A 26,724-nucleotide genomic window follows, 5' to 3' on the forward strand; every position below is an offset into this window, starting at 1 on the left:
TCCGAAGCGTGCGGCCGCTCAGCCGAGATCGAGGAAGCCGGGGCTCTGCGCGATCGGCGCCCTGTCGGCCAGGCCGGCGAGGTCGGGCGTCGGACGGATCAGGTCCGGCTGACCGGCGCACCGGGCCTCGATGGCCGCCGCCGCCGCGAGCAGGGCGGCATCGCCGCCGCGCCGGGCCACCACCTGGACACCGAAGGGCAAACCGGCCTCGTCGACACCGAGCGGCAGGCTGATCGCCGGGTGACCGGCGAGGGTCACGCCGTAGGCCAGGGCCAGCCAGTGGAAGTACGAGCGGGTGGCGGCACCGTCGATCTCGGTCGGGTACAGCTCGCTCCAGGGTCGGGGGGAGAGGGTGATGGTCGGGCTGATCAACAGGTCGAACCGCGCGAAGAAGTCGACGAAATTCCGGTAGATCATGGTCTGGAGGCTCGCCGCGCGGGCGTAGTCGGCGAGCGCGTAGCCGAGGCCCTCCTCGACATTCGTGCGGACATTCGGTCCGAGCCGCTGCGGTCGGGTGCGGTAGGTGTCCAGGTGCAAAGCGAGGAACTGGGCCGCCCGCAGGATCGCGAACGCCTCATCCGCCCCCGTGCAATCCGGCGTCGCCGTTTCGGTCGCGCCGAAGAGCGGCGACAGGGAAGCGACCCGGCGGCGGAAGATTCTCCGGACGTGCTGTTCCGTCGGCGCGAAGCCGAAATCCTCCGTGAACGCGACGCGGAGTGTGCCGAGGTCGATCGCCTGGGGCGGGTGGTAGCGATCCGCGCGCCCGCGCACGGGCTCGCCGGGCAGCGTGTAGGCTAGGGGATCGCGCGGATCGTCGTCGGCCATCACGCCGAGCATCAGGGCGGCATCGCCGACCGTCCGGGCCATCGGCCCGTTCACCGGGAGATTGGCCCAGCCGAGCCCGCGTCGCTCGTTCGGGACCAGGCCGGAGGACGGCCGCATCCCGACGATCCCGGCGTAGGCGGCCGGGTTGCGCAGCGACCCTCCGGTATCCGAGCCGGACGCGAGCGGAACCATCCCGCAGGCGAGGGCGACCGCCGAGCCGCCGGACGAGCCCGCCGCGGACAGCGTCGGATCGAAGGCGTTGCCCGTGGCCCCGTAGACGGTGTTGCGCGTGTTCGCGCCCGCCGCAAATTCGGGCGTGTTGGTCTTGGCGAGGACGATGGCCCCGGCGCCGCGTAGGCGCGCCACGACGCCGAGATCCCGGGCCGGGACGTTGTCGGCGTGGATCGGGCTGCCGTAGGTCGTGCGCAGCCCCGCCGTGTCCTCGGTATCCTTGATGCCGACCGGGATCCCGTGAAGCGGGCCCAGGGGCTCGCCGGCGCGGACCGCGGCCTCGGCGCTCTGGGCTGCGGCCCGCGCCCGCTCGGTGTCGAGGGCGACCACCGCGTTCACGGCCGGGTTGATCCGGGCAATCCGCGCGAGGCACGAGTCCAGGAGTTCGACGGGGGAGATGTCCCCGCGCCCGATGAGGCGGCGCAGGTCCACCGCGGACATGTCGCAAAGGTCGGCCAAAGCGGGATCTCCCTCGGAATTCGGCGCGGAACGATAGAGGCCCTCGCTTCAGGCCGCCTGCGGCAAGGCGGCGGTGGATCGGGAGCGGATGGTCAGGGCGACCAGGGTGGCGACGGCGGCGGCGGTCAGCAGGAAGTCGAACGCGGCGTCGTAGGTGCCGTAATGATCGACCAGCAGGCCCATCACCAGCGGCGCGATGAAGCCGGCGCACTGGCCTCCGAGATTGACCATGCCGATGCTGGTGCCGATCTGATCGTCCCGCATGAGCTTGGTCGGCAGGGCGAAGGCCGCAGCGAAGACGAACGATTTGAAGAAGTAGGTGATCGACTGGAACGTGATCACGCCCGCGATCGTCGGTGCCTTGTACATCAGATAGAGGAAGATCCCAGTCAGCATCGTGCTGACCACGATCATGTACTTTTCCCGGCCGTCGAAGAACCGGATCATGACCCATCCGCCGATCGCCGTCGCGATGCTCGCCATGATGAAGGGGAGGGGCGTCAGCAGGCCGACCGCCTTCAGATCGAGACCGCGCGCCTGGAGCAGGTAGGTGGGCATCCAGGCGTCGAGGCCCTTGTTGATGCAGCCGAGGCCGAACCAGACGAGCATCAGCTGCCACAGGAGCGGGTTGCGCAGGAGTTCGCGCGCCGGGGCCGATGGGCGGCGACCGGACCGGGCCGCGCCGGGGCCCGGATACGCCGCAGGCGGCCGGTGCGGGATCAGGCGATAATAGACGAACCCGAAGATCAGGCCCGCGGCGCCGACCGCGAAGAAGGCGTGGCGCCAACCGAAGTAGATCAGCAGCGGGGCCATCACCAGGGGCGCTAGCAGGCTCCCGACATAGTTCGACGAGATCATCAGCGACGACATCTTGGGGCGCGCCGACCCCGTGAACTGCTCCGACACCGCCTTGATGCAGGCCGCCGGGAAGCCGCCCTCGGCCAGACCGAAGATCAGCCGGATGGCGATCAGGGACGTGAACGACCACGCGAGGCCGGTGAGCGCGGTGAAGACGGACCACGCGACGGCCGTGCCGATGACGACGTATTTCGAGCCGAACCGGTCCGCGAGCCAGCCCCCGGGCAGCTGCATCAGCGAGTAGCCGAAGAAGAAGACGCTCAGGACGACGCCGTACTCGGTCGGGCTGAGGCCGAATTCACGGCCGATCTGGGTCAGGGCCAGCGCGATCGCGGCGCGGTCCACGTAGGAGATGCAGTAGGCGGCGTAGAGCAGCGCGAAACCGAGATAGGGTCGGCCCGGTTGCGCGGGCTGGGCGGCATCCATGGTCTGGCTCCGGTTCGATGTTTCCCGCGCGGAGACGAATCCCGCGCACGTCTGCCAAGTCGGACCCGGGAGCGCGCCTCAGCGGCGCGAAGGGCCAGGCGTTCTCCGGGCTCGAAGCGGCATCGAACGCGCCGGGCCGCGCCTCAGCCGCGGGCGAGAGCCGCCTCGAACTCCTCGGCCGGGAGATGCGCGCCGCCGGTCGTCCAGATCACGTGTGTGACCGCGGAGCGCAGCTGCGCCGGGAGCGTGGCGGCGTACCGCCCGGCCGCGGCGAAACCGGCCGCCGCCGAAGGCTCCAGGCGGAAGGCCGCCTCGGTCCACATCACCTTGAGCCAGCGGAACAGCGCGTCGTCGGGCACCGTGACCACGGCCGCGACGAGCTTCTCGAGCGTCCGGGCGACGAGCATCGACGCCGAGGCGCAGGCCAGCCCGTCCGCCGCCGTGCGGTTGTCGAGACCGACATCGTAGACGCTGACCGAGCGGTCGAGGCCGGCCGCGAGCTGGACCAGCATGCACGGGGCGGCAACGGGCTCGACGAAGATCGGGTGTACGGCGTCACCGAACAGCAGCTTCAGCCCGAAGGCGACGCCGCCCGGCGCACCGCCCACGCCGCAGGGAAGATAGACGCAGAGCGGATGCGCCGGCCCCACCGCGATCCCGGCCTCCGCGAGCTGCCGCTGCAGGTCGAGCGCCGCGGCCGCGTAGCCGAGGAAGAGATCGACGGAATCCTCGTCGTCGACGAAATGGGCGTCGTCACGGCCGGCGAACGCGCTGCGCGCCGCCGCGACCGCGATCCCGTAATCGCCGCGATGCTCGACGACCCGGGCCCCGAGTTCGCGCAGGCGCTGCTTCTTCCAGTCCTTGGCGTCGTGGGACATGTGGACCTCGACCGCGAAGCCGAGCGCCCGTCCCATCAGGCCGACACTGAAGCCGAGGTTGCCGGTGCTGCCGACAGCGATCACGTGGCGGGCGAACAGGTCGCGGAATGCCGGATCGGCGAAGGCCGCGTAGGATTGCCCTTCAGCGAGCAGCCCGGCCCGGGCGGCCAGTTGCTCGGCGTAGGCCAGGACTTCGTAGACGCCGCCGCGCGCCTTGATGCAGCCGGTCACCGGCAGCGCGTGGTCGGCCTTCACGAACACGCGCCCGTCGGCGCCATCCAGGATGTCACGGGACAGTCGCCCTTCCAGCTGGACGAGCGGCGAATCGATCCGGCCGGCGCCCTCTTCTGGGAACAGGCGTGCGAGGAGCGGCGCGAACCGTTGCCAGCGTGCTACTGCCTCGTCCACGTCGGCGCGGCCGGCCGAGAGCCCGGGCAGGACGGACGCGGTCGGGGCCAAAGCCGGGTTCGTCCAGATCGTGGGGCTGGCGCGCTTGACCGCTTCCGGGATCCGGTCGCCCAAGGGTAGGGTCTGCATCTCGCTGGCCGCTGCCATGGCGCTTCCGCTCCCGCTCGGTTCGTGCCCGGCGAACCTGCGCCAAAGACGCGGAGGCGGCCAATTATATTCCCTGGCGCCGTTTATTAGGCCAGCTTATGATCGCGCATGCCCATCAGGCTCGATGCGCGCCTGGCCGGCGACCTGTTCTTCTTCCGCGCCCTCATCGAGGCGGGTGGGTTTGCCAAGGCGGGCGATCGCCTGGCGGTGACGCAGAGCGCGGTCACGCAGCGGATCCAGCGGCTGGAGCAGCGCCTCGGTTACCCGTTGCTGGTCCGGGGCACCCGGGAAATCCGCCTGACCGCCGAAGGCCATGACCTGTTCGCCGCGGCGCGGAGCGGCTTCGACGGAATGGGCGAGGCGCTGCTCCGCGCGGAGCGGCGCGAGGGCCGGGAGACGCTGCGGATCAGCTGCATTCCCTCCCTGGCTTCGGAATGGCTCGCGCCGCGCCTGAAGGCTTTCAGCGACGCGCATCCCGACATCGATGTCGCCGTCTTCGGCGAGACCCACGACTTGGACTCGGCACGCATGGCGCTGGCCGGCATCGACGTGGCGGTCCGTTACGGCCCGGCGCCGCCGCCCGGTGCGGCGGTCGTCTTCGACCATCCTGAACCGGTCTATCCGGTCTGCTCCCCGGCCTACCGGTCTGCCGCGGCGGCGAAGCCCGATGGAGCCGTCGTCCTGCTCCACGACGCGACGCCGTGGGAAGCTGCCGCGACCGGCTCGGAGGAGTGGGACCGCTGGATCAAGCTTCACGGGGCGCCCTGGGACGGCCGGATCCAGAACCTCTACTTCAACCTCGCGCAACTGGCGCTGCGGGCCTCGCTCGGCGGCTCGGGCATCGCGCTCGGACGATCGCTGATCGTCGCGCCCTATCGCACCGACGGTCGTCTCGTTCCCGCTTGCGGCGAGGCCGTCATGGGCGGGCTTCGATACTTCGTGCTCGTGCGTGCCCTGCCGCCCGCGGGTCCCGCGGCAGCCTTCGTGGAGTGGCTGGCTCTCAGCATGGCAGGGCCGCCGAGCGCGGCCGATCCGCCACGCGCGGGTGAGGCGCTGGGCAGTGGATGAGGTCTCGCGCCCGCTCCGCAACCAGTTGGGCGCCGCCTCTGTCCCGAGCCGAGCGCTACAGGTCGAGCGAAGCGCCGGCCGACAGCGCGGCCGCGAGGTGGGCCACGAAGGCGTTGACCTTGGGGCTCACCAGCCGCCGGGACGTGTGGAGCGCCCACAGCTCCGTCGGCGAGCCCTCCAGCCAACCCCAGCAGGCCAGCCGCCCGGCCGCCACGTCGCCCCCGACGAGCGAGCGCGGCAGCAGGGCCGCGCCGGCGCCCGCCACAACCGCATCCCGCAGCATCGGCAGCGAAGACAATCGCAGGACCGGCACGGGCACGTAGGATCGGCGCGTCCGGCCATCATGGACCCGCCACGTCTCGTCCTGTCGCGGCGTCCAGCGCACCGCGGCCGATAACGTCGCCGCGTCGGCCCCGGCCGGCAGCTCGGGACGCCGGGCGTCGGGCGATGCCACCAGCCAGAGTTCGTCCCGGAGGACGCAGCGCCCGACGAGGCGCTCGTCCGGCTTCGGGTTGACCCTGATGATCACGTCGAAGCTCTCCTCGATCGGGTCGACGAACCGGTCCTCGGCGCAGATCTCCAGCTCGACCTCCGGATAGGCGCGGGCGAAGTCGGCGGCGACGCGGCCGAGCTGCGTATCGGACAGGAGCAGCGGCGCACTCACGCGCAGGCGTCCCCGGGGCCGGTCGAGGCCGCCACCCACCACGGCGCCGGCTTCCGCGATCTCGCTGAGAAGTGGTCCCGTGCGGGCATGAAGGAGCGCTCCCGCCTCGGTCAGGCGCAGGCTGCGCTCGCCCCGCTCGATCAGCCGCGCTCCGAGGCTCGCCTCGAGCTCGGCCACCCGCCGCGACAGCGTTGCCTTCGGTCGGCCGCTGGCCCTGGCGGCTCGGCCGAAGCCGCCGTGGCCGGCGACGAGGTTGAAGTCGGCGAGCGCCGAGAGGTCCATGTGTCGTTCCAGATCTGGGACACCCAGTCCCGATCTTGCCGTCTATGGCTCACGAAGGGAACACAGCATCTTCGGGTCAGCGGCGGCCCGCTCCGGACCGCCCCGCTTCCAGGAGAAAAGCCATGACCATCCTCGTCACCGGTGCCACGGGCCGCATCGGCTCCGCCGTGATCGATCACCTCGTCGCGGAGGGCGCCGCCGTGCGTGCCCTGACGCGCGCGCCCGAGAAGGCGCACTTCCCGTCCGGTGTCGAGGCTCTCCGAGGCGATCCTGCCGATATCGACGCGATGCGCGCGGCGCTGGCCGGGGTCGATACGCTGTTCCTCCTCGTCGCCAACGTGCCGGACGAGCTGACTCAGGCGATCACGACGCTTAGCCTCGCCCGCGACGCCGGCGTGCGCGGCATCGTCTATCTGTCGGTCTTCAAGAGCGAGGCCTACGTCGACGCCCCGCACTTCACCGGCAAGCACGCCGTCGAGCGGATGATCGCCGCCCTCGACCTGCCCGCCACCGTGTTGCGGCCGTCCTACTTCATGCAGAACGACCTCGCCCAGAAGGAGGCGCTCCTCGCGGCTGGCACCTTCGCCGTGCCCCTCGGACAGGTCGGGATCTCGATGGTCGACGTGCGCGACATCGCCGAGGCGGCGGCCATCGCGCTGCTGCGACGCGAGCGGGCGCCGGGTCGCCTACCCGCCGAGACCTACGACGTCGTCGGTCCGGACGCCCTGACGGGCGACGCGCTGGCGAAGATCTGGGCCCAGGCCCTCGGGCGCGCGGTGCGCTACGGCGGTGACGATCTCGACGGGATGGAGCAGCGGCTCCGCGGCTTCGCCCCCGCCTGGCTCGCCTACGACCTGCGGGTGATGATGCGCCGCTATCAGGAGGACGGCGCCGTCGCGACCGAGGCCGAGGTGGAGCGCTTCGCCGACCTGCTCGGCCGCAGGCCGCGCAGCTACCGCGACTTCGCGGCCGAGGTCGCCCGCAACTGGCGGGGTGTCTGAGCGGCGGGGCCGATCGGGCGCGATCTCGGGAGCGGCGAGGCGAGGACGCCTCCCGCTAGGGCAGGACCGATCGGGCTCCGCAGGGTATGTCACCTGCCGGTCGGGGCGAGGGAGGTGACAGCCGGGGAACGACGGACGCCGCGGGTCCCGGATCCTGTTGCGATGGGCCGGCGGTCAGGTGTTCGGCCGCTCCGGCCACCCGCATGGAGCCGAGCCCCGTCGCGATCCGGCTTCCGCGCCTTCCTCCTCCGTCGGCCGGCGCGACCTGTCCGCGTTCGGCTGGTCGCGCTCCGGTCGACGCGGCGCCGCGGGCGGACGCGGCAGCCGGGGACAGGTCGTCGCGGCCGAACCGTCTCAGCGCGTGACGATGCTCGGCTCCGGCCGAGCGGGACGGGGCTGAACCACGAGGAGGCCGGCCGAGTAGATCAACGAGACGAGCAGCGCGATCGTCAGCGCGAGCGCGGCCCCGAGAGGCTGGATCGTCAGGTGAAGGGTCAGCAAGGTCAGGCCGAAGCCGAACACGCCCCGGATCGCGACGCTCGCCAGTCGCGCCATCGCCGCTCCGCCGATCCGGCGATGGAGGATGACGAAGGCGCTCGTCATCGTGACCGGGAAGGCCGCGATCACCCCTGTCCTGGCAGGGCCGAGGGCGGTGCTCAGGGCCAGCAGAGCCGCGACGAACAGGGCGACGGCGCTCGCCCGGACGAGGAGATCCAGCGGGCGCGGCCTGGCCACGACGGCGCTGCGCACGAGGGTTGCGCGCACCACGTGCCGGGTCGAGAGGGCACCGGCGCCGTAGACGGCCGCATTGAGCAGGAACGCCGTCATCGGCGTCCACGCGAGGGCCGAGACCGGAAGGGCCGCGGCGAGCCACGCCAGGATCGCCGGGCCGAGCGTCGAGGTCATGGTCCGGCCGGCCGCCCGGTGAGCGTAGACGATCAGGAACAGGCCGGTGGCGGCGTTCGCGGCGAAGCCGTTGAGGGCCGCCCCGGCCACGAAGGCGGCGTCGTGTTCCATCGCCATGAACACGTAGGCCGGTCCGGCGGACACCGGCAGGCTGACGATGAGCGCGCCCCAGACCGGTCCCAGCCATTCGGCCAGGACGGAGGCGAGCACCACCACGGTGCCGGAGGTCAGCGCCCGGATCAGGGCCGTCAGCCAAATCGCCGCCAAGGTCGTTTCCCGCGCGTCGCGCCGCCGACCCGGGCCGGCTTCGGAGCCGCGCCCTCGCTATCACGGGCGGCCGATCCAGACCAAAGCGAAAGGCGCCAGACTTGCCCACCTGAAACCGGACGGCACGACCCTGGCACGGGAGGGGAGATCGACCTCGGGCGGAGGGTTGCGTCGACTCCCAAACCTGGCGAGCAACCGCCTCGGCCCGCTCGCTGATGTCCGAGTTCTGTCAAGCGGAGCGTATCGACTAGCGACCATGTAAAGCGTCGATTCGGTCAGTCGAAGCTTCACCCTCAGGACGCGAACTTCTCGACGCTCCACGTGGGCAGGAATTCGGTTCCCCGCGACGATATCCGGGGCCCGATTCCCGCGGCGGTGCTGAGGCAACACGTGGACCGGCCCATGCAAAGCGGGTCTGACGTGTCGAAGGGGCTCGTCAGGGCGGGTCAGATGTAGGTCGAGGCGAGAGCCGGTGACCCTTCCAGGGCATGGGCCAGCATCTCAAGGCCGTGGGCGATCTGCTGTCGGGTCGAGGGGCCCCCAAGGCATAGCCGGACGGATTCGGGGGGCGTTCCCGCGACGCAGAAGGCATCGCTGCCGACCACCCCGAGACCGGCGGAGCGGCCCTGGCTGGCGAAGGCCGAGCGCGTCCATCCGATGGGCAGGTTGATCCAGACGTGGAAGGCGTGCGGGTCCGCGACGTAGGTCTCGGCCGGCAGCAACGCGGCGGCGAGGCTCTGGCGCGCGGCCGACTCGGCGCGGACGAAAGCCACGATGGCGTCCGCCGTTCCGTCCATGATCCAGCGCGTCGTCAGCGCCGTCGAGATCGGGGACGCCATCACGGTGGCGGCGCGCAAGGCGTCGCCGAGGGGCAGCGCGGATCGCGCGCTGGGGGCGACCAGGAAGGCCAGGCGAAGCCCGGCGCCCAGGCACTTCGCGACGCCGGCCACGTAGTAGGTGATCTCGGGCGCAAGCTCCGCGAAACTCGGTGGCGGTGTCGGGCAGATGCGCGCGTAGGCGTCGTCCTCGATGATGGTGACCGCGTAACGGCGCGCCGTCGCGACGACGGCCTCGCGCCGGCCGCGGGACAGGGTCGCGGTGGTCGGGTTCTGGAGGAGGGGGTTGAGGTAGATGGCTTTCGGGGTGTCCCTGGTACAGGCGGCCGCGAAGGCGTCGGGATCGATCCCGTGACGGTCCATCGGCAGGCCGATCAGGCGCAGGCCCCGGTGGGCGGCGAGGGTTCGGATGCCCGGATAGGTGATGCGTTCGGCGCAAATCGTATCGCCGGCCCGCGCGACCTGTGCCAGGATGCTGGACAGGGCGCTGTGCGCACCCGGGCAGATCAGGAGCCGCTCGCGTGCCGTGACGATCCCGCGCCCCCCGAGCCAGCGCAGCGCGGCTTCCTTGTCCGCCTCCGTTCCGCCGAAGCCCTGATAGCGCAGCAGATCGGCGAGATCGCCGGACAGGTCCGCGAAGGATGACCTCATGCGGGCCTGCACTTCCGGCAGGTCGGGCTCCGGAGGCAGGTTCATGGTGAAGTCGACCGGACCCGAACGTCGGGATCGCGGGGCGTCGCCGGGACGGGTGCCCTCCGCCGGATCGACAACGAAGGTGCCCCGACCGACGCGTCCCTCGATCAGGCCGCGCCGGTGCGCCTCGACGTAGCCGCGGGACACGGTCGTGAAGTTGAGATCGAGTGTCTCGGCGAGGGCGCGCTGGGTCGGCAGGCGCGTGCCCGGCAGCAGATGGCCGGTCCGGATGTCGTCCGCGAGCGCGTCCGCGATGGCTAGATAATGGGGCTTCCCCCATCGCTTGAGGTCGGGGGTCCAGGAATCGGCCGTGCCGCTCCGGGTGACCGACCGTCTCCCGCTCTCCAACGCCCTCATCGGTCCAGCACCCGCGCCGTGACATGCGATCAATGATCGATTGTATGGCTTGCAAGCGCCGTACCGCACGTTCGGACGCGCTCCTGCGCGCCGACGATCCATGCAATGCCTACAATCACGGAAGCAGTAGCGAGCGCTCTATGCTTAAGTCATGCGCACGCAATGGCGATGAAATGTGCGACATCAGTTAGAAGCCAGGATTATATTACCGACTGCTTGATCGCATATTTGTATGCATTTCCGGGCGGTCCATTGCTCGGATCTCTGAGCCCGATGATCTGGCACACCGCTTGCCATCCTGTCGGCAGATCGCCCGCAGCCTCGCCTGCCGCGGTCCGGACAACGAGGAGCGTGAGCCATGCCTGCCGTGAACCGCGAACCCCACAAGAAGGGCGACTTCCTGGTCGACTACGAGGAGAAGGTCTTCGAGGACGTGAAGGCCGAGCCGGGCCAGAAGGCGCTCGTCACCTTCCACACCGTCGCGTTCGAGGGCTCCATCGGCCTCGTCAACCTGCTCCAGGCCACGCGTCTGCAGCGCAAGGGCTTCGAGACCTCGATCCTGCTCTACGGCCCGGGCATCACGCTCGGCGTCCAGCGCGGCTTCCCGCGGCTCGGCGACGAGGCTTTCCCGGGCCATCTCAACTTCAACAACCAGCTCGAGAAGTTCATGGCCGAGGGCGGCAAGGTCTATGCCTGCCGGTTCTCGACCCAGGCCCTGTACGGCCACGGCGAGGCGGCCTTCATCGAGGGTATTCGCATGATCAATCCCCTCGACGTTCTCGACTGCATTCTCCTGCACAAGCGCGACAACGCGGTAATCATCGACACCTGGACCGTCTGACGCTCGCACCCGGCGGCCGCGCGGGGTGCGCTGCCGCTGGCTCAGCCGGAGGATCTTCCATGCCTGGGACCCGGATCGTGCGGGCCGCCGCCGTTCAGATCGCGCCGGACCTCGACCGGCCGGACGGCACCCTGGAGCGCGTGCTCAACGCCGTCGACGAGGCCGCCGCCAAGGGCGCGCGGTTTATGGTCTTTCCCGAGACCTTCGTACCCTACTACCCCTACTTCTCCTTCGTCCTGCCGCCCGCGCTGCAGGGGGCGGAGCACCTCAAGCTCTACGAGCGGGCGGTCGCCGTGCCGGGGCCGGTGACGCAGGCCGTCTCGGCCGCCGCGCGCCGCCACGGCGCCGTGATCGTGCTGGGCGTCAACGAGCGCGACCACGGCTCGCTCTACAACACGCAGCTGATCTTCGACGCGGACGGGGCGCTGAAGCTCAGGCGCCGCAAGATTACCCCGACCTACCACGAGCGCATGATCTGGGGTCAGGGCGACGGCGCCGGCCTCGCGGTCGTCGAGACGGCAGTCGGCCGCGTCGGGGCCTTGGCCTGCTGGGAGCATTACAACCCGCTCGCCCGCTACGCCCTGATGGCGCGTCACGAGGAGATTCACGCCGCCCAGTTCCCGGGCTCGCTGGTCGGCCAGATTTTCGCCGACCAGATGGAGGTGGCGGTTCGCCACCACGCCCTGGAGGCGGCCTGTTTCGTGGTCAACGCCACCGGCTGGCTCACCGAAGAGCAGGTCGCCCAGGTCTGCCCGGACGAGCGCCTGCGCGGCGCCTGCCGGGGCGGCAACTGCACCGCCATCGTCTCGCCCGAGGGCAAGCACCTCGCCGACCCGCTCGGGCCCGGCGAGGGCATCCTGATCGCCGACATGGATCTCGCGCTGGTGACCAAGCGCAAGCGCATGATGGACTCGGTCGGCCACTACGCCCGCCCGGAGCTCCTCAGCCTCCTCCACGACGACCATCCGGCCGCGTTCGTGAGCCGGCCGCTTCGTTCGCAGCCCGCCCCCCGGAGCCTCGATGATGAGCAGCAGCCCGCTACCGACGAGTCTTCCCTCCGCACCGACGGGCCTGATCGGGATGCCGACGGAACGCCTGATCAACGCGTTGCAATCCTACGGCGTTAGGCTCGCCGACAGCCGCGCCGGCGCGCCGAGCCGCCGCGGCGGTGCCGGTCCCTCGGACCACAAGGCCATGACCATCGCGGGCCGCACCGTGATGGTGCCGGTCCATACCGAGGCCGCCTTCGACTCCCCCTTCCTCGTGCGCCGGCCGGACGCGGACGGGACGGCGGTGATCGAGCACGAGGGCGTCGTGATCGGGCGCGCCACCTTCCCCGGCAAGCCCCGCTTCTACGGGCTCTCGACCTTCGACGGCGTGCCCTACTCCAAGATCGCCGTGCTGCACGGGCGCGACGTCCTCGCCACCACGGTGCTGCAGACCTGCATCCGCTACCAGAGCCGCACCAAGACCTGCCAGTTCTGCTCGATCGGCCAGTCGCTGGCCGCCGGGCGCACGGTGGCGCGCAAGACGCCCGAGCAGCTCGCCGAGGTCGCCCGCGCCGCGGTGCTGCTCGACGGCGTCAAGCACATGGTCATGACCACCGGCACGCCGAACGCCAGCGACCGGGGCGCGGCGATCCTGTGCGAGAGCGCCTTCGCGGTGAAGGCCGCCGTCGACCTGCCGATCCAGGCCCAGTGCGAGCCGCCCGACGACGACCGCTGGTTCGAGCGGATGAAGGCCTCGGGCATCGACGCGCTCGGCATGCATCTCGAGGCCGTCACCCCCGAGATCCGGGCGCGGATCATGCCCGGCAAGGCGAGCGTGCCGCTGGAGCGCTACTTCGACGCCTTCGCGGCGGCCGTCCCGGTCTTCGGGCGCGGCCAGGTCTCGACCTACATCATCGCCGGGCTCGGCGACGCGGCGGAGGCCGTCCTGGCGATGGCCGAGCGCCTGATCGGGATGGGCGTCTATCCCTTCGTGGTGCCGTTCGTGCCGATCTCCGGGACGCCGCTGGAGAGCCAACCGGCCCCCGGCGCGGACTTCATGCACGCGATCCTCCAGCCGCTCGCAGCCCTGCTGGGCGCCGCGAACCTGCGCTCGACCGACATCAAGGCCGGCTGCGGGCGCTGCGGCGCCTGCTCGGCGCTCTCCACTTACGAGCGCGCGGGGGCGGCCTGATGTTCGACCCCGTGCCCCCGTACCGGCCGAGCCACTTCCGCGTGAGATTTGCGGTCGCGCCGTGGGAGCGGCGCGCCTGCGCGGCCCTTCGCCGCCAAGTCTTCTGCGCCGAGCAGGGTCTCTTCGCCGACGTTGACCGCGACGCGATCGACGCGCACGCCATCCCGATCTGCGCCCTCTCGACGCTCGGCGGCGACGCCGACGCCGTGGTCGGCACCGTCCGCATCCACGAAGTTCCGGAGCGGCCCGGCGAGTGGTGGGGTTCGCGCCTCGCCGTCGCCAAGCCGTTCCGCAGCGCCGCCGCGCTCGGCACCGGTCTCATCCGGGTCGCGGTCGCCTCGGCCCATGCCAGGGGCTGCACCCGCTTCCGCGCGCATGTGCAGGCGGCCAACGTGGCGCTGTTCGAATCGCTGCACTGGACGAGCCTCGCGGCGCTCGACCTGCACGGGCGGCCGCACCGGCTGATGGAGGCGGATCTCGCGGCCTACCCGCCGATGCACGATCCCGAGCACGGCCTCGTCACCTTCCGCAGGGCGGCATGACCGCCGCCCCCGGGATCGAGGCGCTGGCCCGCCAGATCCGCGACGCCCGCGGTGTCGGCCACAAGCGCGACATCGACGCCGTGGTGGCGCGGCTCGGGCTGGCGAGCCGGCACGCCGGGATACCGGTCGGCGACGATTGCGCGGCGATCCCCGACGGCGACGGGCACCTGTTGCTGGCCATCGAGGGCTTCCTCGACAGCTTCGTGGCCGACGACCCGTACTTCGCCGGCTATTGCGGGATCATGGTCAACCTGAGCGACGTCGCCGCCATGGGCGGTCGCCCGCTCGCCGTCGTCGACGCCCTCTGGAGCCGGGATGCGGGGATGGCCGATCCGATCCTGGCCGGCCTGTCCGACGCGGCGGCGCTCTACGGCGTCCCGATCGTCGGCGGCCACACCAACACCCGCGCGGCCGCCGGCAACCTCGCGGTCGCCGTGCTCGGCCGGGCGGGGCCGCGCCTCCTGACGAGCTTTGACGCCGCCCCCGGCGACGACCTCGTCGCCGCCATAGACCTGCGCGGCCGGTTCCGCGAGCCGCATCCCTACTGGGACGCCTCGACCGGCGCGCCGGGGACGCAGCTGCGCGGCGACCTCGCCCTGCTGCCGGGGCTCGCCGAGGATGGCCTGGCTCGCGCCGCCAAGGACATCAGCATGGCCGGCACCGTCGGCACGGCCCTCATGCTGCTCGAATGCTCGGGCGTCGGCGGCGTCATCGACCTGGATGCGATCCCGCGCCCCGCAGACGTCCCGCTCGCGCGCTGGCTGACGGCCTTCCCGAGCTTCGGCTACCTCGTCACCGTGCGCCCCGACCGCACCCCCGCGGTGATCGCGCGCTTCGCGGAGCGCGGCATCGCGGCGTCCCGGATCGGGCGCCTCGACGCGAGCCGGGTCGCGCGGGTGCGGGATGCGGCGGCGGCCGAGGCGGTGGTCTGGGACTTCGCGGCCGGCCCGCTCATCGGCTGCGGCCGGGACGGCGCGGGGGACGCCCCGTGAAGGCCCTGCGCATCGCCGTCCTGACCCATTCCACGAACCCGCGCGGCGGCGTCGCCCACTGTCTCGCCCTGGCCGAGGCCCTGTGCGCGCTGGGCCACGAGGCGGTGGTCCACGCCCCCGACCCGTCCGGACGCGGCTTCTTCCGGGAGGCGGGTTGCCCCACCGTGTCGGTGGCGGCCGAGCCGGTCGGAGGCGCGACGGTCGACCTCGTGCGCACCCGCATCCACGACTACCTGCGCCATTTCGCGAGTCCGGCCGCCTGCGCCTTCGACGTCTTCCACGCCCATGACGGGATCGGCGGCAACGCGCTCGCGACCCTGAAGCACCGACGCCGGATCCCCGACTTCGTCCGCACCGTCCACCACGTCGACAACTTCGCCGACCCGGTGCTCGCGGGCTGGCAGGACCGCGCGGTCCGCGAGGCCGGTCGCCTGCTCTGCGTCAGCCGCCTCTGGGCCGACTGGATCCGGGGGGCGATCGGCGCGGAGGCTGGGATCGTCGGCAACGGAGTCGACCTGTCGGTCTATCGCGACGCGCCGGACGGGGCGGACGCGGCCGTGCGGGCCCGCTGGGGGCTCGGTCCGAGTCCGGTCGTCCTGAGCGTTGGCGGGTTCGAGGAACGCAAGAACACGCTCGGCATCATCGAAGCCTTCGCCCGGCTGCGGACGCGCTACCCCGAGGCGCAGCTCGTCATCGTCGGCGGCGCCTCGCTCCTCGATCACGCCGCCTATCGGGCCCGCTGCCGCGCCGCCCTGGACGCCGCGGGCCTGACCGTCGGCTTGGGCGCGGCCGTCATCGAGACGGGCCCCGTCCCGCAGGCCGAGATGCCGGCGCTCTACCGGCGCGCGGACCTCCTGGCGTTTCCCTCCTGGACCGAGGGTTTCGGCCTGTGCGTGCTGGAGGCCATGGCGTGCGGCACGCCCGCGATCGTCTCCGACCGGCCGCCCTTCACCGAGTATCTGGCGCCGACGGACGCCCTCCGCGTCGATCCCGCCGACCCGAACGCCATCGCCGACGCCATGGCGGCGGCCCTGGTCCCGCAGACCCGCGCCCGGCTCCGGGCCGCCGGCCTGGCGCGGGCCGCCGCTCAGACCTGGCGCGCCTGCGCCGAGCGTCACGGGGCGGCCTACGCGGCCTGCACCCGGCGGGAGCCGATCCCGGCCTGAACCAGCCCGTCCTCCCGAACCCTCACGGAGTTGGAGCCATGACGTCCACGACCCGTCACGTTCCTGTCGCCATCGTCGGCGGAGGCCAGGCCGGCCTCTCGATCAGCTACCACTTGAAGCAGCGCGGCATCGCCCACCTCGTCTTCGAGAAGCGGACGGCGGCGCATACCTGGGCGACCCAGCGCTGGGACACCTTCTGCCTCGTCACGCCGAACTGGCAGTGCGACCTGCCGGGCCATCGCTACGACGGGCCGGACCCGGACGGCTTCATGACGAAGGACGAGATCGTCGCCTACCTCGAGGCGTTCGTGACCAAGGTGAACCCGCCGATTCGCGAGGGCGTGGCGGTCACGCGCGTGGCGCGGCGGCACGACGGCCTGTTCTCGGTCCAGACCTCGGAGGGCGAGTACACCGCGGCCGAGATCGTGGTGGCCTCGGGTGGCTACCACACGCCGATCATCCCGCGCATGGCCGAGAAGCTGCCGCCCGCGATCACCCAGATCCACTCGAACCAGTACCGCAATCCGGCGCAGCTGCCCGACGGCGCGGTCCTGGTGGTCGGCTCGGGACAATCCGGAGCGCAGATCGCGGAAGACCTGCATCTCGCGGGCCGGCAGGTTCATCTCGCCGTGGGTGACGCGCCCCGCTGCGCCCGCTTCTACCGCGGCCGCGACGTCGTCACGTGGCTGGCCGACATGGGCTACTACGAGAAGACCGTCGACGACCATCCGCTGCGCGACGGTGTCCGGGATAACACCAACCACTACGTGACCGGGCGCGACGGTGGTCGGGATATCGACCTGCGCCGCTTCGCCGTGGAGGGCATGGCGCTCTACGGCGTGCTCGAAGACTACGCCGACGGCGCGCTGCGCTTCCGCGACAACCTCGAGCGCTCGCTCGACCAAGCGGACAGGACCTACAACGGCATCAACGCCGCCATCGACACGTACATCGCCGAGACCGGCATCGTGGCGCCGCACCAGGCGCCCTACGCCCCGGTCTGGGAGCCGGGCGAGCCGGTCACGGAACTCGGCCTCGCGAGATCCGGCATTACCAGCATCGTCTGGTGCATCGGCTTCACGCCGGATTTCCGGTGGCTGGATGCCTCGGTGTTCAACGGCGCCGGCCAGCCCAAGCACAGGCGCGGCGTCACGAGCGAGGACGGCATCTCCTTCATCGGCCTGGCCTGGCTGAACACCTGGGGCTCGGGGCGCTTCGGCGCGGTTGGCCGGGACGCCGAGTACATCGTGCAGGTGATCCAGACGCGACTCGGCGCCGGAGAAGTCGGTCTGAAGCGGGCGGTCTGAGCCGGATCGTCGCTCCGCGTCGCCAGCGCCCGGACACGCCGCAGATGTCCCGACTTTCGGGAACGGCTGTGCAGGGTATCGTCGGGGGCGAGAGATGTGGGCTCAGTGTTCGCCGCCGCACTCTGGTCCTACCCGGCTTGTTCGCCGGTATCGCATCGGTTAGCCGAAGGCCGTCGCGGCGATCGGGCCGCGCGAACCCCAGGGATCATCCATGCGAGCACGTATCGTCGGTGTCGGACTTGCCACGGCTCTCTCGGCGATGACCGCCGCGGCATCGGCCGAGACCTTGCCGGCACGCAAGGCAGGCCTGTGGGAGAGCAAGACCACATCGACCGACGGCAACACGACGGCGCGTCAGTGCATCGATGAGAAGACCGACCAGATCGCGCAGGCGGCGTTCGGAGGCGGGCAGAACTGCTCGAAGCGCACCATCGTCAAGACGAGCACCGGCTACGAGGGCGAGTCGGAGTGCAAGCTCGGCCCGATCTCGGCCGCGGGCAAGACCGTGATCACCGGTGACTTCGGCAGCAAGATCCACATGGAAGTGGACACGACGCTGACGGGCCTGCCGAACGCCAAGGAGCCCCTGCGGCGCCAGATGGTGATCGACGCGACCTATATCGGTCCTTGCGAGACCGGACAGAGCCCGGGCGACATCATCCTGCCGGACGGCAAGATCGTGAAGATGCCCCAGGCGGCGCCGCGATAGCCGCACCGGGCGCGGGCGAGGCCATCGGCGACCATCTGCGCCACCCACGCGACGCCGCCGTTCACAGCCGAGTCGGCGCGCGTCACCGTTGTCGACCTGCCCGATTCCGCGACGAGGATCCGCAGCGCGACTCCGACGCCCGACGGCTGCGAGCCCGGCCGTCCGAACTGGCGCGTCGCCACGGATCCAAGTCAAGTTAGCGGATATTAAATACATTTCGCTAATCGTGCGGTCTGCAGCCGCGGAATTGTTCTATTCGGCTGCCGTGAGGCCGCCGTGTCGCTACAAAGTGTCTCCATTCGCACAAAGCTCGTGGTCGCATTCTCGATTCTGACCGTCTTCGTGGTCGGACTCGGCGTGCTCGGGCTCATGAGTACGCGCAAGCTGCGCGAGCAGGCCGTCGAAATCGATACGAACTGGATGCCGAGCATCCGCGCGCTTGGCGAGATCGACACGCTCACCGCCCGCAGCAGCGGGCTCCTCCTCAGGCACACGCAGGCGACCGATCCGGCGCTGCTCGCCAGCATCGAGAAGGACATGGACAGCTTCGATCGGAAGCTGGCCGACCGGATTGCCGTCTACAAGGGCCTCCTCAGCTCGCCCGAGGAGCGGACTCTGTTCGAAGCATTCAATCAGGAATCGCAGACGTTCAAGGCGGTGCGCGACGCCGTCGTCGACCTGTCGCGGGCGGGAAACAAGGCCGAGGCCTATCAGCTCTACGAGACGAAGGGCCTGATCCCCCGCCGCGCCGCCTCCAAGGCGCTGGAAAAGCTGATCGCCCTCAACAACGCCGGCGCCGATGCCGCACAGGCGCAGAGCACCGCGATCTTCAACGAGACCTGGACCGCAAGCCTTGTCGCCATCGGTCTCGCCTTGGCCGTCTCGGTGCTGTCGGGCGTGATCATCGTCCTGGGCGTCACCCGCGGCATCGCCTCGGTGGTGCAGCCGATGCAGGCGCTGATCGCCGGCGACCTCTCGGCCGAGATCCCGTATCAGGGTCAGAAGACCGAGATCGGAACCATCGCGTCGGCCGTCGCGGTGTTCAAGCAGGGGCTCATCCAGATGAAGGCGCTGGAGGCCGAGACCGCCGAGGCGCGCCTCGCCGCCGAGGAGCAGCGCCGGATCGGCATGCGCCAGATGGCCGACAGCTTCGAGGCCGCGGTCGGGGGCATCGTCGGACAGGTCTCCGCCTCCGCGACGGAACTGCAGGCCACCGCCGGCTCCATGTCGGCCATGGCGGGCCAGACCTCGGCGCAGTCGGGCGCGGTCGCGGCCGCCGCCGAGGAGGCCGCGTCGAACGTCAGCACCGTCGCGGCAGCGGCCGAGGAGCTCGGGGCCTCGGTCCAGGAAATCGGCCGTCAGGTTCAGGGCTCGGCCGAACTGGCCCGCTCGGCCGCCGGCGAGGCCGACGAGACCGGCGCCCTGGTGCAGGAACTCAGCAGCGCCGTCGCCAAGATCGGCGACGTGGTGGGCCTGATCTCCTCGATCGCCGGTCAGACCAACCTCCTGGCGCTCAACGCCACAATCGAGGCCGCCCGCGCGGGTGCGGCGGGACGGGGCTTCGCGGTGGTCGCCTCCGAGGTGAAAGCACTGGCGGAGCAGACCGCCCGGGCAACCGGAGAGATCTCGACCCAGATCGGTCGGATCCAGGGCGTGACCGGGCAGGCGGTCTCAGCGATCGGGACGATCACGGGCCGCATCCGCGAGATCAACAGCGTCGCCACCTCGATCGCGGCCGCCGTCGAGGAACAGGGTGCGGCGACGCAGGAGATCGTCCGCAACGTCACCCAGGCCGCGCAGGGCACCGGCGAGGTGACGAGCAACATCGCCGGCGTGGCCGGCGCCGCCGAAGAGACCGGGGCGGCGGCGAGCCAGGTTCTGGGCGCCGCCTCGGAGCTGTCGCGCCAGTCCGAGCACCTGTCCGCCGAGGTCGGACGCTTCCTCGCCACCGTGCGTGCCGCCTGACGCGGCGACACGCGCGGCGCCCGATCGGGCTAGCGATCGATCGTCCATCGCCGGGGTGTGCCGCGACACCTCGGCGGGGAAAGCTTGGGCTTACATCAGGGTCATACCGCGAACACAGTTGCGGACCTGATGGAGACTTCAATGACCCTCGCTGGCCGCTTCACAGTCGCCACGGCCGTTGCCGCCGCCACCCTCGCGGTCCTCGCCGGCACCTATGCCGAGATCCTGGACCGCGCCCTCCCGATGCACTTCGTCTGAAACGGCGGGTGTGAACCGGACCAAGACCGCAACCCGGGCCGCCGCCGTCCAGCGGCGGCGGCCCGGGTTGCGTGGGGAGGTGGCCGATGAATCGAATCCTGACTTCCTTCGTCGACGGCGCCGTGTGGTTCGCCGACGCGCTCGACGACATCCTCGTCGAGGCCGCCCTCGGTTTCGGCGCCGCCGTGCCCCTGATCGCGGATCCGTCCGGCGATCAGCCCGCGAGCCCGACTTCCGGCTCGCCCGAGATCCGCGCATCGTCGGCCCGGGCGTAACTGCGACGCCCGGGCCGACGAGCGCTTCTGTGTATCCGGTGCCGATCGGTCGGTCCGCGGCCCCGTCTTGGCGGCGCCGGGTTTTGTCGGCACGTTGTTCTGCGCCTGCTTGTCATCGCAGGCCGCGAGGCCGAGCAGCAGAAGCCCGGACTGCGCGATACGGCTGCCTACCGGCATGTCACTTCCGCGTGGCGCGCGCCGGGCGTTGTCGGCGACGCGGCCATCGCGTGGCCTTTGGCCGAACACCTGGCCGGGCTACCCATTGCCCGCGCCGCCCGCGGATCCAACCTGTCCGGTCAGCGGCTGCCGGCCGCCGGCTTGGAGCCGGATCCGGCATCGTTCGGGCCGGTGCTGTTCGTCGTGCCGGAGCGGCTCATCGAGCCGGTCGACGGGCCGCTTCCGGCGGCGCCCGGCGTGGAGCCGGATCCCGCATCGTTGGGACCGGTGCTGTTGGCCGTGCCCGACCGGCTGGTCGCGCCGCCGACGTTCTCGGCGGCCGTTGCGGGGATGGCGGCCGCGAGGAGGCCGGCGACGGCGAGACTCATGAGCTTCATGGCGGATCTCCCTATGGGTCCGGCAATCGGGCTCGCGGAGCCGTTACCGGTCTTCGAGGCAACCCCACGCCATCTCGCCTGTTCCGGCCGCGACATTCGTCAGGTTTACGCGGGCCCCGGATCAGGACGACTCCGGTGGCGCGTCCGCCCGCACCGCCGCCGGGGTGGCGGCGCGCGCCTGCTCGTCGGGCGTCCGGTAGCCGCGATCCCAGATCGCCCATTCGTCCGAATCCGCCGGATACGGGTTCGCGGTGACCGGATCGCCGCGGTCGCGGGCGTGACGACCCTCGTCGCTGATCGCGGCAGGTGAACGGGTCGACGGCGTCATCGGCGCTTCTCCTCTGGCACTGGCGTTCCCCGGCCCGGAACCGGGTCAGCGGATGATCGGGGACGGCCCGGCCCGCGTCTGCGAGGCGGTGCCGGTGACGCGCCATACCGCGCTGCCGGCATCGTCAGCGATGAGCAGCGCGCCCTGGCCGTCCATCGCCATACCCACCGGCCGGCCGCGGGCGTGCCCGTCTTCCGTGAGGAAGCCGGTCACGACGTCCCGCGCCTTGCCGCTCGGCCGTCCGTTCTCGAAGGGGATGTAGACGACCTTGTAGCCGTTCAGGGGCTGCCGGTTCCAGCTGCCGTGCTCGCCCACGAAGGCGCCGCCGCGGTAGGCCTGCGGCAGACCCGCGCCGCTGGAGAAGGTCATCCCCAGCGGCGCCACGTGCGAGCTCAGGGAGTAGTCGGGCATGAGCGCCGCGGCGACCCGATCCGGCCGCTGAGGCATCACCCGTGGATCGACATGGTCGCCCCAGTAGCTGTAGGGCCAGCCGTAGAAGCCGCCATCCTTCACCGAGGTCATGTAGTCGGGTACGAGGTCGGGCCCGAGCTCGTCCCGCTCGTTGACCACGCACCACAGGGTTCTGGTCTGCGGCTCGAAGGTCAGGCCGTTGGGGTTGCGCAGCCCGGTGGCGTAGAGCCGGTGCGCGCCGGTCGCCCGGTCGATCTCCCAGATCGCGGCGCGGTCCTTCTCCTCGTCGAGGCCGTTCTCCGTGATGTTGCTGTTCGATCCGACGCCGACATAGAGCTTGGAGCCGTCCGGGCTCGCGGTCAGGCTCTTCGTCCAGTGGTGATTGATGCGGCCCGCCGGCAGGTCCGCGAGCTTCACGCCCGGCTCCGTGATGGCGGTGTCGCCAGCCTTGTAGGGATAGCGCACGACCGCGTCGGTCTCCGCGACGTAGAGGTCGCCGCCGATCAGCACCATGCCGAAGGGCGCATTCTGCTTGTCGAGGAGCACGGTGCGCTGCTCGGCGACGCCGTCGCCGTCGGCGTCCCGCAGCAGGGTGATGCGCTGGCCCGGGGTCTCCGCGGAGTGGGACTTCCGCTCGAGCCAGCCCATGATGATCTCCTTGGGCCGGTTGATCGGCGGCGTCGGGCCGCCGCTCTCGGCCACCAGGACATCGCCGTTCGGCAGGACGAGGAGCGAGCGCGGATTCTTCAGGTCCGTGGCGAGGGCCTTCACCTGCAGGCCGGGCGCGACCTCGGGCGTCTCGCCGTCCTTCCAGCCGATCGCGCCGGAGACATGCATCGGTGGCAGGAGGTACTGATGCAGCGCCGGGAGCGGCGGGTTGGGCCCGACCTGGGTCTGCGGGTCGATAGGATCTGGGCCGCAGGCGGCGAGTGGCAGCAGAAGGCCGGCGGTGAGGAACGGTGTCCGGCGCATCATGCCGGCTCCTCGGTCCGGACGCCGACCCCGTGACGGTGCACCAGCGTGGCGCCGCACCAGCCGGTCACCAGCAGGATCAGCACGACGCTTGCCGACAGGATCAGCCCGGTCGGCACGACCGACGTGTAGGCGTCGCGGCTATGCACGAAGACGTTGATCAGGCTCAGGACGAGCACCGCCGCGTTGCCGGCCGCGTGGATCCAGGCCGGACGGAGGCGACGGATGCCGCGGTCGCCGAAGAAATCGACCAGACCCGCCACCGCGGCCAGGGCCGAGACAATCAGCCCAACGCTGAGGAGCCAGGCCGAGAAGTTCGCCCATTGCATGTTGGCCGTGAACCAGTAGGCGATATCGGTCACCAGTGTCCCGACGAAGCACACGACCGGGATTGGGACCAGCATCACGTGGATCGGATGACCGGCGATGCGGGCCGTCGATTGGGGGGTCTTCGGGCTCAAGCCGGTATCCTCGGCGGGCGAAGCGGGCAGGCGACCCAGGATTTACCGGCCGCCCGTGCGAATGTTCCCGGCTTCGGCCGCCGCGCGGGCCGGATCGTTTCTGCGCGGTTGTTCGGATCCGCCGCGTTCGACCTCGGTTGACCGTCTGTCGGGGGCGACGAGGTATGCTGCATGCTGGACGCGAAACACCTCTATCCCGCGTCGCCGGAGAGCCCGCCCGCCGACCGACCCCAGGGTGGTGGGCGGCAAGGGGTACCCGAAGTGGCCTCGCAGCCGCCCCGGCGAGACAGCCGCCTGGAACGCTGGACGACGCGGCGGCTCCTCACCGTCCCAGGGCTCTCGCACACCCGGTCCTGATCCCGGACGGTCGGCCACGACCGCGATACAGTCGGGCGGCGGCACGGAGGATGCGGCCGGCCTCCCGGGATCCCGGAAGGCCGTGCGTTTGCCGCTGCGGCGTCAGTGCGAGCGGTCCGCGCGATCCGGTGCTCGACCTTCGGTGCTGTGGGTGTGGTGGCTATCCCGCTCGCCGCCGCCGCCCGAGACGTGCGATTTCGAGTCGTTGGTCGGGCTGCCCGGAGCGGGCCCGCGCTCGGCCGAGACGTGCGGCTTCGAGCTATCCTGATGGCTGCTGCCCGGACCGCCGTGATGGCGGTCGGCGGCGGGGGTTTTCTTCGATGTGCTCATATCGATCCTGCTGATGCGCGGGGCCGTTCGCGCGGGGCGGCGGGCGGCGTGCCCGCCGCGCTGGCCGTCGCGTCCAGGCTTCGCGAGGCGCGGCCCGGGGCGGCGATGTCTGGCCAACCCGGCGGGTCCGGTGGTGTTCCTGCCGGATCCGGCCTCGGCCGGCGCGGGAACAGGCCGATCCGCGCCCCATTGAATCGGCACGTTCGACTCGGAGGATAGTCTCGGTGGATGGCTGGTCGCGCCCCGCTGCGCTGACGGCGGGAGCCCTCACGATCGCCGCCCTCGGCCTCGCCGTGTGGGCGAAGACCTCCGGGGTCAGCGTCCGTGCCAAACTGGTGAACGACGTGGCGCTGCCGCTGAGCGGCATGAAGCGGAAGGCGCGCGACGCTCAGGGGTTGCGGCGCCAGATTGCCCGGCACCGGCGGATCGAACCCGCACGACCGTCCGTGTGGCTGCGTCGCAAGCGCTGCGTTCGAGCCGAGATGCTGGACGGCACTGAGGTCATCACCGTCAGCCCGCGCGACAGATCCTCGGGCGTCACGATCCTCTACCTGCACGGCGGCGCCTGGGTGTTCGATGTCCTCGCCGCGCATTGGCGGATCATCGACGCGCTGATCGCGCGCACCGGTGCTCGGGTGATCCTTCCGCGATACCCGCTGGCGCCCGAGAACTCGTGGCGCCGAACCTACGCGTTCCTCGAGCACCTCCTGAGTTCGATCGGCGAGTCCCCGCGCGACCGGCTGATCCTCGCGGGCGACTCGGCAGGAGGGGGCCTGTCGCTCGGGATCGCACAGCGGCTGCGCGCACGGGGTGAGACGCTCCCCGCGGGATTGCTGCTGTTCTCGCCCGCGCTCGATCTGACGTTCTCGGATCCCAGCGTGCAGGCCATCGCGCCGCGGGATCCGATGCTGGCCGTGCCCGGCTGCCGCGAGGCCGCTCGCCTCTGGGCGACCGGAACGCCGCCGGCGGATCCGCGGATCAGCCCGCTGTTCGGTTCCCTCGAGGGCCTTCCACCGGTGGCGATCGTCACCGGCACGCGGGACCTCCTTCACCCGGATTCCCTGCGGCTCCGCGAAGGCTTGGCGCGAGCGGGGCGGACGGCCGCGCTGTACCTCCATCCCGAGCAGTGCCACGTCTTCGTCGGGGCGCCGATCCCGGAAGCGGCCCGCGCCCTCGACCAAGCCGGTGCCTTCATCCGGGACTGCGTCGGTGCGCCCGATGTCAGCGCTCAGCGGCCGGTGTACCCGGAGGCCGCGGCGGCCGCCTTCAGGCGCTCGAACGCGGTGGCGTAGCGCTCGCGCAGGAACGCGGCGTTCGGTGGAATCCGCGTCGGACAGAGATTGTCCTCGGTATCGGACATCTTGATCAGCAGCGCCGCGAGGTTGCCGGCGGCGATCAGGGCCGAGATCCGCTCGGAATAGGCCGTCCGGCTCACGGGCTTCGTGAGAAGCGTGACCGTCTCGACAATGTCGGCCTCGAAGCCGGCGGCACGCAGGTCCGCCGCCGTGCGCGGCGTGTCCTCCAGCACATCGTGCAGGAGCGCGGCCTGCATGACTCGCATCGGGTCGATCTCGAGCCCGTCGATGAGTCGGGCGTGACCGGCCCGGGCCTGCGCGGCGTTCGCGACGCGTTCCAAGTGCCGCATGCACGGCTCGCCGCCCTTGTCGAGCTGACCCGCATGCGCGGTGAGGGCGAAGGTATGGGCATCGAAGATCGTCGGCACGCTTCCGGCTCCTGGGATCGACCGGCTCGGAACGGCGTCGCGCCGGTCTCCCGCTCCGGGAAGTCGGTCCTGCGCCGCGCCGTTCCCGCCCGGCCACCGGCCGCAGCGACCGCTTCGCGCCGTGGCAATGCACGCTTCGGCCGAACGACTCTACCGCATTTCGTGGATGCGCAGTCTTCGCCCACCGTTCAAAAGTTCAGGTTGGCAACACTATTGCCCAACTCCCGAGGATTCGCCATCTCTTGTCTCGTAATCGGACAAGCGGCGGGTCGCGCTTCAGGATCGAAACAATGACGTCCGGGACACTCGAGAAGCCGCTGGATGTCGGCGGGCCGCTGAGCCGCCGGGCGGCGGCGCTGGCCAATGTCCGATGGTTCCGCGCCCTGGCCTGGCGGGCCCTGCGCGACGGAGGCCCACGGGCGGAGCTGCGCGCGTCCAATGCGCGGGCCGCGGCGCGGATCGTGCTGCGTCAGGCCAAGCGGGAGGCGCTCGTCGCCCGTCTGGCGCGTCAGGCGCTCGACGCCCGCGTCTAGGCACGACGCGGTCCCGCGACGCCGAGGCCGCGGGACCGCCCGGTCGGCCGGGCGCTCGCCCAGCCGCGGCGCGGCGGTGCGCCTCAGCGCTTGAACTTGCCGTCGTACTTGAACTCGGGCGCCGACTTCAGCTGGTCCTTGCTGGCGCCGATGATGGCCTTCCACTTCTTGGCGTTGGCGTCGTAGCCGAGCGCGATCGAGCTCGGCGAGACCGCGACGTAGTGCTCGCCCATGCCCAGGAAGCCGCCCACGGAGACGATGTATCCGGCGAGCTTCTCGTGATCGATCACCAGGTCCTTGATCTCGCCGACCGTGTTGTTCTGCGCGTCGGTGACGTTGAGGCCGATCAGGTTGTAGCTGAGCACCGCGTCCTGCGGCACGGTCTCGAACTTGGGCGCGACCGTCTGGGGCGCCTCGTTGGCGGCGAGGGCGGGCCCGGCGAGGGCGGCGGCGGCGAAGGCGGCGAGGACGAGGCGGCGCATACTGTTCTCCAGTGTCCCGGAATGGGTGGTC

The 26,724-nt window shown here is 71.1% G+C and carries 27 protein-coding genes; 14 read left to right on the forward strand and 13 right to left on the reverse strand.

The features are described 5' to 3' along the window. Positions 1-18: 18 nt before the first annotated feature. The 3 genes from MOTC310_RS30305 to MOTC310_RS30315 all read right to left on the reverse strand — a co-directional run bounded on the left by MOTC310_RS30305 (position 19) and on the right by MOTC310_RS30315 (position 4,232). Complete coding sequence (locus tag MOTC310_RS30305; RefSeq protein WP_331304448.1) at positions 19-1,515, reverse strand: amidase; 1,497 nt, start codon at positions 1,513-1,515, stop codon at positions 19-21. A 48-nt stretch (positions 1,516-1,563) separates the two neighbouring features. After that, positions 1,564-2,799 carry an MFS transporter gene (locus tag MOTC310_RS30310; RefSeq protein WP_331304449.1) on the reverse strand — a complete coding sequence of 412 codons (1,236 nt, stop codon included), beginning with the start codon at positions 2,797-2,799 and terminating at the stop codon, positions 1,564-1,566. Between the two features lie 143 nt (positions 2,800-2,942). Then, positions 2,943-4,232 carry a D-serine ammonia-lyase gene (locus MOTC310_RS30315; RefSeq protein WP_331304450.1) on the reverse strand — a complete coding sequence of 430 codons (1,290 nt, stop codon included), beginning with the start codon at positions 4,230-4,232 and terminating at the stop codon, positions 2,943-2,945. A 108-nt stretch (positions 4,233-4,340) separates the two neighbouring features. On the opposite strand from MOTC310_RS30315, the gene MOTC310_RS30320 reads away from it, so the two are divergent. Then, a complete protein-coding gene (locus tag MOTC310_RS30320; RefSeq protein WP_331304451.1) occupies positions 4,341-5,300 on the forward strand; it encodes a LysR substrate-binding domain-containing protein in 960 nt (319 codons plus the stop codon). A gap of 55 nt (positions 5,301-5,355) precedes the next feature. On the opposite strand, the gene MOTC310_RS30325 is transcribed toward MOTC310_RS30320, so the two are convergent. Then, positions 5,356-6,246, reverse strand: coding sequence for a LysR family transcriptional regulator (locus MOTC310_RS30325; protein ID WP_331304452.1), 891 nt, complete (start codon positions 6,244-6,246; stop codon positions 5,356-5,358). 122 nt (positions 6,247-6,368) lie between these two features. Here MOTC310_RS30325 and MOTC310_RS30330 point away from each other — a divergent pair, with 122 nt between their 5' ends. After that, the gene (locus MOTC310_RS30330; RefSeq protein ID WP_331304453.1) at positions 6,369-7,247 is read left to right on the forward strand and encodes an NmrA family NAD(P)-binding protein; all 879 of its coding nucleotides are present in this window, start codon (positions 6,369-6,371) and stop codon (positions 7,245-7,247) included. Between the two features lie 354 nt (positions 7,248-7,601). Here MOTC310_RS30330 and MOTC310_RS30335 read toward each other — a convergent pair whose 3' ends face one another. Together MOTC310_RS30335 and MOTC310_RS30340 are read right to left on the reverse strand one after the other, a co-directional pair. Beyond that, positions 7,602-8,420, reverse strand: a complete 819-nt coding sequence (locus tag MOTC310_RS30335) for a hypothetical protein (protein ID WP_331304454.1) — start codon at positions 8,418-8,420, stop codon at positions 7,602-7,604. 446 nt (positions 8,421-8,866) lie between these two features. Then, positions 8,867-10,306 carry an aminotransferase-like domain-containing protein gene (locus tag MOTC310_RS30340; protein WP_331304455.1) on the reverse strand — a complete coding sequence of 480 codons (1,440 nt, stop codon included), beginning with the start codon at positions 10,304-10,306 and terminating at the stop codon, positions 8,867-8,869. A 358-nt stretch (positions 10,307-10,664) separates the two neighbouring features. Here MOTC310_RS30340 and MOTC310_RS30345 point away from each other — a divergent pair, with 358 nt between their 5' ends. The 10 genes from MOTC310_RS30345 to MOTC310_RS30390 all read left to right on the forward strand — a co-directional run bounded on the left by MOTC310_RS30345 (position 10,665) and on the right by MOTC310_RS30390 (position 20,542). Next, positions 10,665-11,147 carry an MSMEG_0572/Sll0783 family nitrogen starvation response protein gene (locus tag MOTC310_RS30345; protein ID WP_058191264.1) on the forward strand — a complete coding sequence of 161 codons (483 nt, stop codon included), beginning with the start codon at positions 10,665-10,667 and terminating at the stop codon, positions 11,145-11,147. 59 nt (positions 11,148-11,206) lie between these two features. Further along, positions 11,207-12,274, forward strand: coding sequence for a Nit6803 family nitrilase (locus tag MOTC310_RS30350; protein ID WP_331304456.1), 1,068 nt, complete (start codon positions 11,207-11,209; stop codon positions 12,272-12,274). Next, positions 12,228-13,328, forward strand: a complete 1,101-nt coding sequence (locus MOTC310_RS30355) for an MSMEG_0568 family radical SAM protein (RefSeq protein WP_331304457.1) — start codon at positions 12,228-12,230, stop codon at positions 13,326-13,328. Before MOTC310_RS30350 ends, MOTC310_RS30355 begins: the two co-directional genes overlap by 47 nt. After that, entirely contained in the window at positions 13,328-13,870 is a 543-nt protein-coding gene (locus tag MOTC310_RS30360; RefSeq protein ID WP_419539977.1) for an MSMEG_0567/Sll0786 family nitrogen starvation N-acetyltransferase, read from the forward strand. Before MOTC310_RS30355 ends, MOTC310_RS30360 begins: the two co-directional genes overlap by 1 nt. Beyond that, positions 13,867-14,862, forward strand: coding sequence for a sll0787 family AIR synthase-like protein (locus MOTC310_RS30365; RefSeq protein ID WP_331304458.1), 996 nt, complete (start codon positions 13,867-13,869; stop codon positions 14,860-14,862). Before MOTC310_RS30360 ends, MOTC310_RS30365 begins: the two co-directional genes overlap by 4 nt. Further along, a complete protein-coding gene (locus MOTC310_RS30370; protein WP_331304459.1) occupies positions 14,859-16,028 on the forward strand; it encodes an MSMEG_0565 family glycosyltransferase in 1,170 nt (389 codons plus the stop codon). The genes MOTC310_RS30365 and MOTC310_RS30370 overlap by 4 nt, the downstream gene beginning before the upstream one ends. A gap of 38 nt (positions 16,029-16,066) precedes the next feature. Continuing rightward, positions 16,067-17,335, forward strand: coding sequence for an MSMEG_0569 family flavin-dependent oxidoreductase (locus MOTC310_RS30375; protein ID WP_331304460.1), 1,269 nt, complete (start codon positions 16,067-16,069; stop codon positions 17,333-17,335). 211 nt (positions 17,336-17,546) lie between these two features. Continuing rightward, the gene (locus MOTC310_RS30380; RefSeq protein WP_331304461.1) at positions 17,547-18,044 is read left to right on the forward strand and encodes a DUF3617 domain-containing protein; all 498 of its coding nucleotides are present in this window, start codon (positions 17,547-17,549) and stop codon (positions 18,042-18,044) included. A gap of 276 nt (positions 18,045-18,320) precedes the next feature. Then, a complete protein-coding gene (locus tag MOTC310_RS30385; RefSeq protein WP_331304462.1) occupies positions 18,321-20,009 on the forward strand; it encodes a methyl-accepting chemotaxis protein in 1,689 nt (562 codons plus the stop codon). Between the two features lie 344 nt (positions 20,010-20,353). Further along, complete coding sequence (locus tag MOTC310_RS30390) at positions 20,354-20,542, forward strand: hypothetical protein (RefSeq protein WP_331304463.1); 189 nt, start codon at positions 20,354-20,356, stop codon at positions 20,540-20,542. A 296-nt stretch (positions 20,543-20,838) separates the two neighbouring features. Here the strand turns inward: MOTC310_RS30390 and MOTC310_RS30395 are convergent, their stop codons facing one another. The 5 genes from MOTC310_RS30395 to MOTC310_RS30415 form a co-directional block, all read right to left on the reverse strand. Further along, entirely contained in the window at positions 20,839-21,096 is a 258-nt protein-coding gene (locus tag MOTC310_RS30395) for a hypothetical protein (protein ID WP_331292107.1), read from the reverse strand. A 121-nt stretch (positions 21,097-21,217) separates the two neighbouring features. Further along, positions 21,218-21,424, reverse strand: a complete 207-nt coding sequence (locus tag MOTC310_RS30400) for a hypothetical protein (protein ID WP_331304464.1) — start codon at positions 21,422-21,424, stop codon at positions 21,218-21,220. 45 nt (positions 21,425-21,469) lie between these two features. Then, complete coding sequence (locus tag MOTC310_RS30405) at positions 21,470-22,810, reverse strand: PQQ-dependent sugar dehydrogenase (protein ID WP_331304465.1); 1,341 nt, start codon at positions 22,808-22,810, stop codon at positions 21,470-21,472. Further along, positions 22,807-23,211, reverse strand: a complete 405-nt coding sequence (locus tag MOTC310_RS30410; RefSeq protein ID WP_419539155.1) for a DUF2231 domain-containing protein — start codon at positions 23,209-23,211, stop codon at positions 22,807-22,809. Before MOTC310_RS30410 ends, MOTC310_RS30405 begins: the two co-directional genes overlap by 4 nt. Before the next feature lie 516 nt (positions 23,212-23,727). Next, the gene (locus MOTC310_RS30415; RefSeq protein ID WP_331292103.1) at positions 23,728-23,955 is read right to left on the reverse strand and encodes a hypothetical protein; all 228 of its coding nucleotides are present in this window, start codon (positions 23,953-23,955) and stop codon (positions 23,728-23,730) included. A 224-nt stretch (positions 23,956-24,179) separates the two neighbouring features. On the opposite strand from MOTC310_RS30415, the gene MOTC310_RS30420 reads away from it, so the two are divergent. Continuing rightward, a complete protein-coding gene (locus MOTC310_RS30420; protein ID WP_331304466.1) occupies positions 24,180-25,247 on the forward strand; it encodes an alpha/beta hydrolase in 1,068 nt (355 codons plus the stop codon). Here the strand turns inward: MOTC310_RS30420 and MOTC310_RS30425 are convergent. Next, positions 25,184-25,678, reverse strand: coding sequence for an HD domain-containing protein (locus tag MOTC310_RS30425; protein WP_331304467.1), 495 nt, complete (start codon positions 25,676-25,678; stop codon positions 25,184-25,186). The two genes, MOTC310_RS30420 and MOTC310_RS30425, sit on opposite strands and share 64 nt — an antisense overlap. A gap of 290 nt (positions 25,679-25,968) precedes the next feature. On the opposite strand from MOTC310_RS30425, the gene MOTC310_RS30430 reads away from it, so the two are divergent. Beyond that, positions 25,969-26,211: a hypothetical protein gene (locus tag MOTC310_RS30430; RefSeq protein ID WP_331304468.1), complete on the forward strand. Its 243-nt coding sequence runs from the start codon at positions 25,969-25,971 to the stop codon at positions 26,209-26,211. A gap of 83 nt (positions 26,212-26,294) precedes the next feature. Here MOTC310_RS30430 and MOTC310_RS30435 read toward each other — a convergent pair whose 3' ends face one another. Beyond that, a complete protein-coding gene (locus MOTC310_RS30435) occupies positions 26,295-26,693 on the reverse strand; it encodes a PRC-barrel domain-containing protein (protein WP_331304469.1) in 399 nt (132 codons plus the stop codon). Between the last annotated feature and the right edge of the window lie 31 nt (positions 26,694-26,724).

The sequence above is a fragment of the Methylobacterium oryzae genome (assembly GCF_036441375.1).
In the GTDB taxonomy this organism is placed as follows: Bacteria; Pseudomonadota; Alphaproteobacteria; order Rhizobiales; family Beijerinckiaceae; genus Methylobacterium; species Methylobacterium oryzae_A.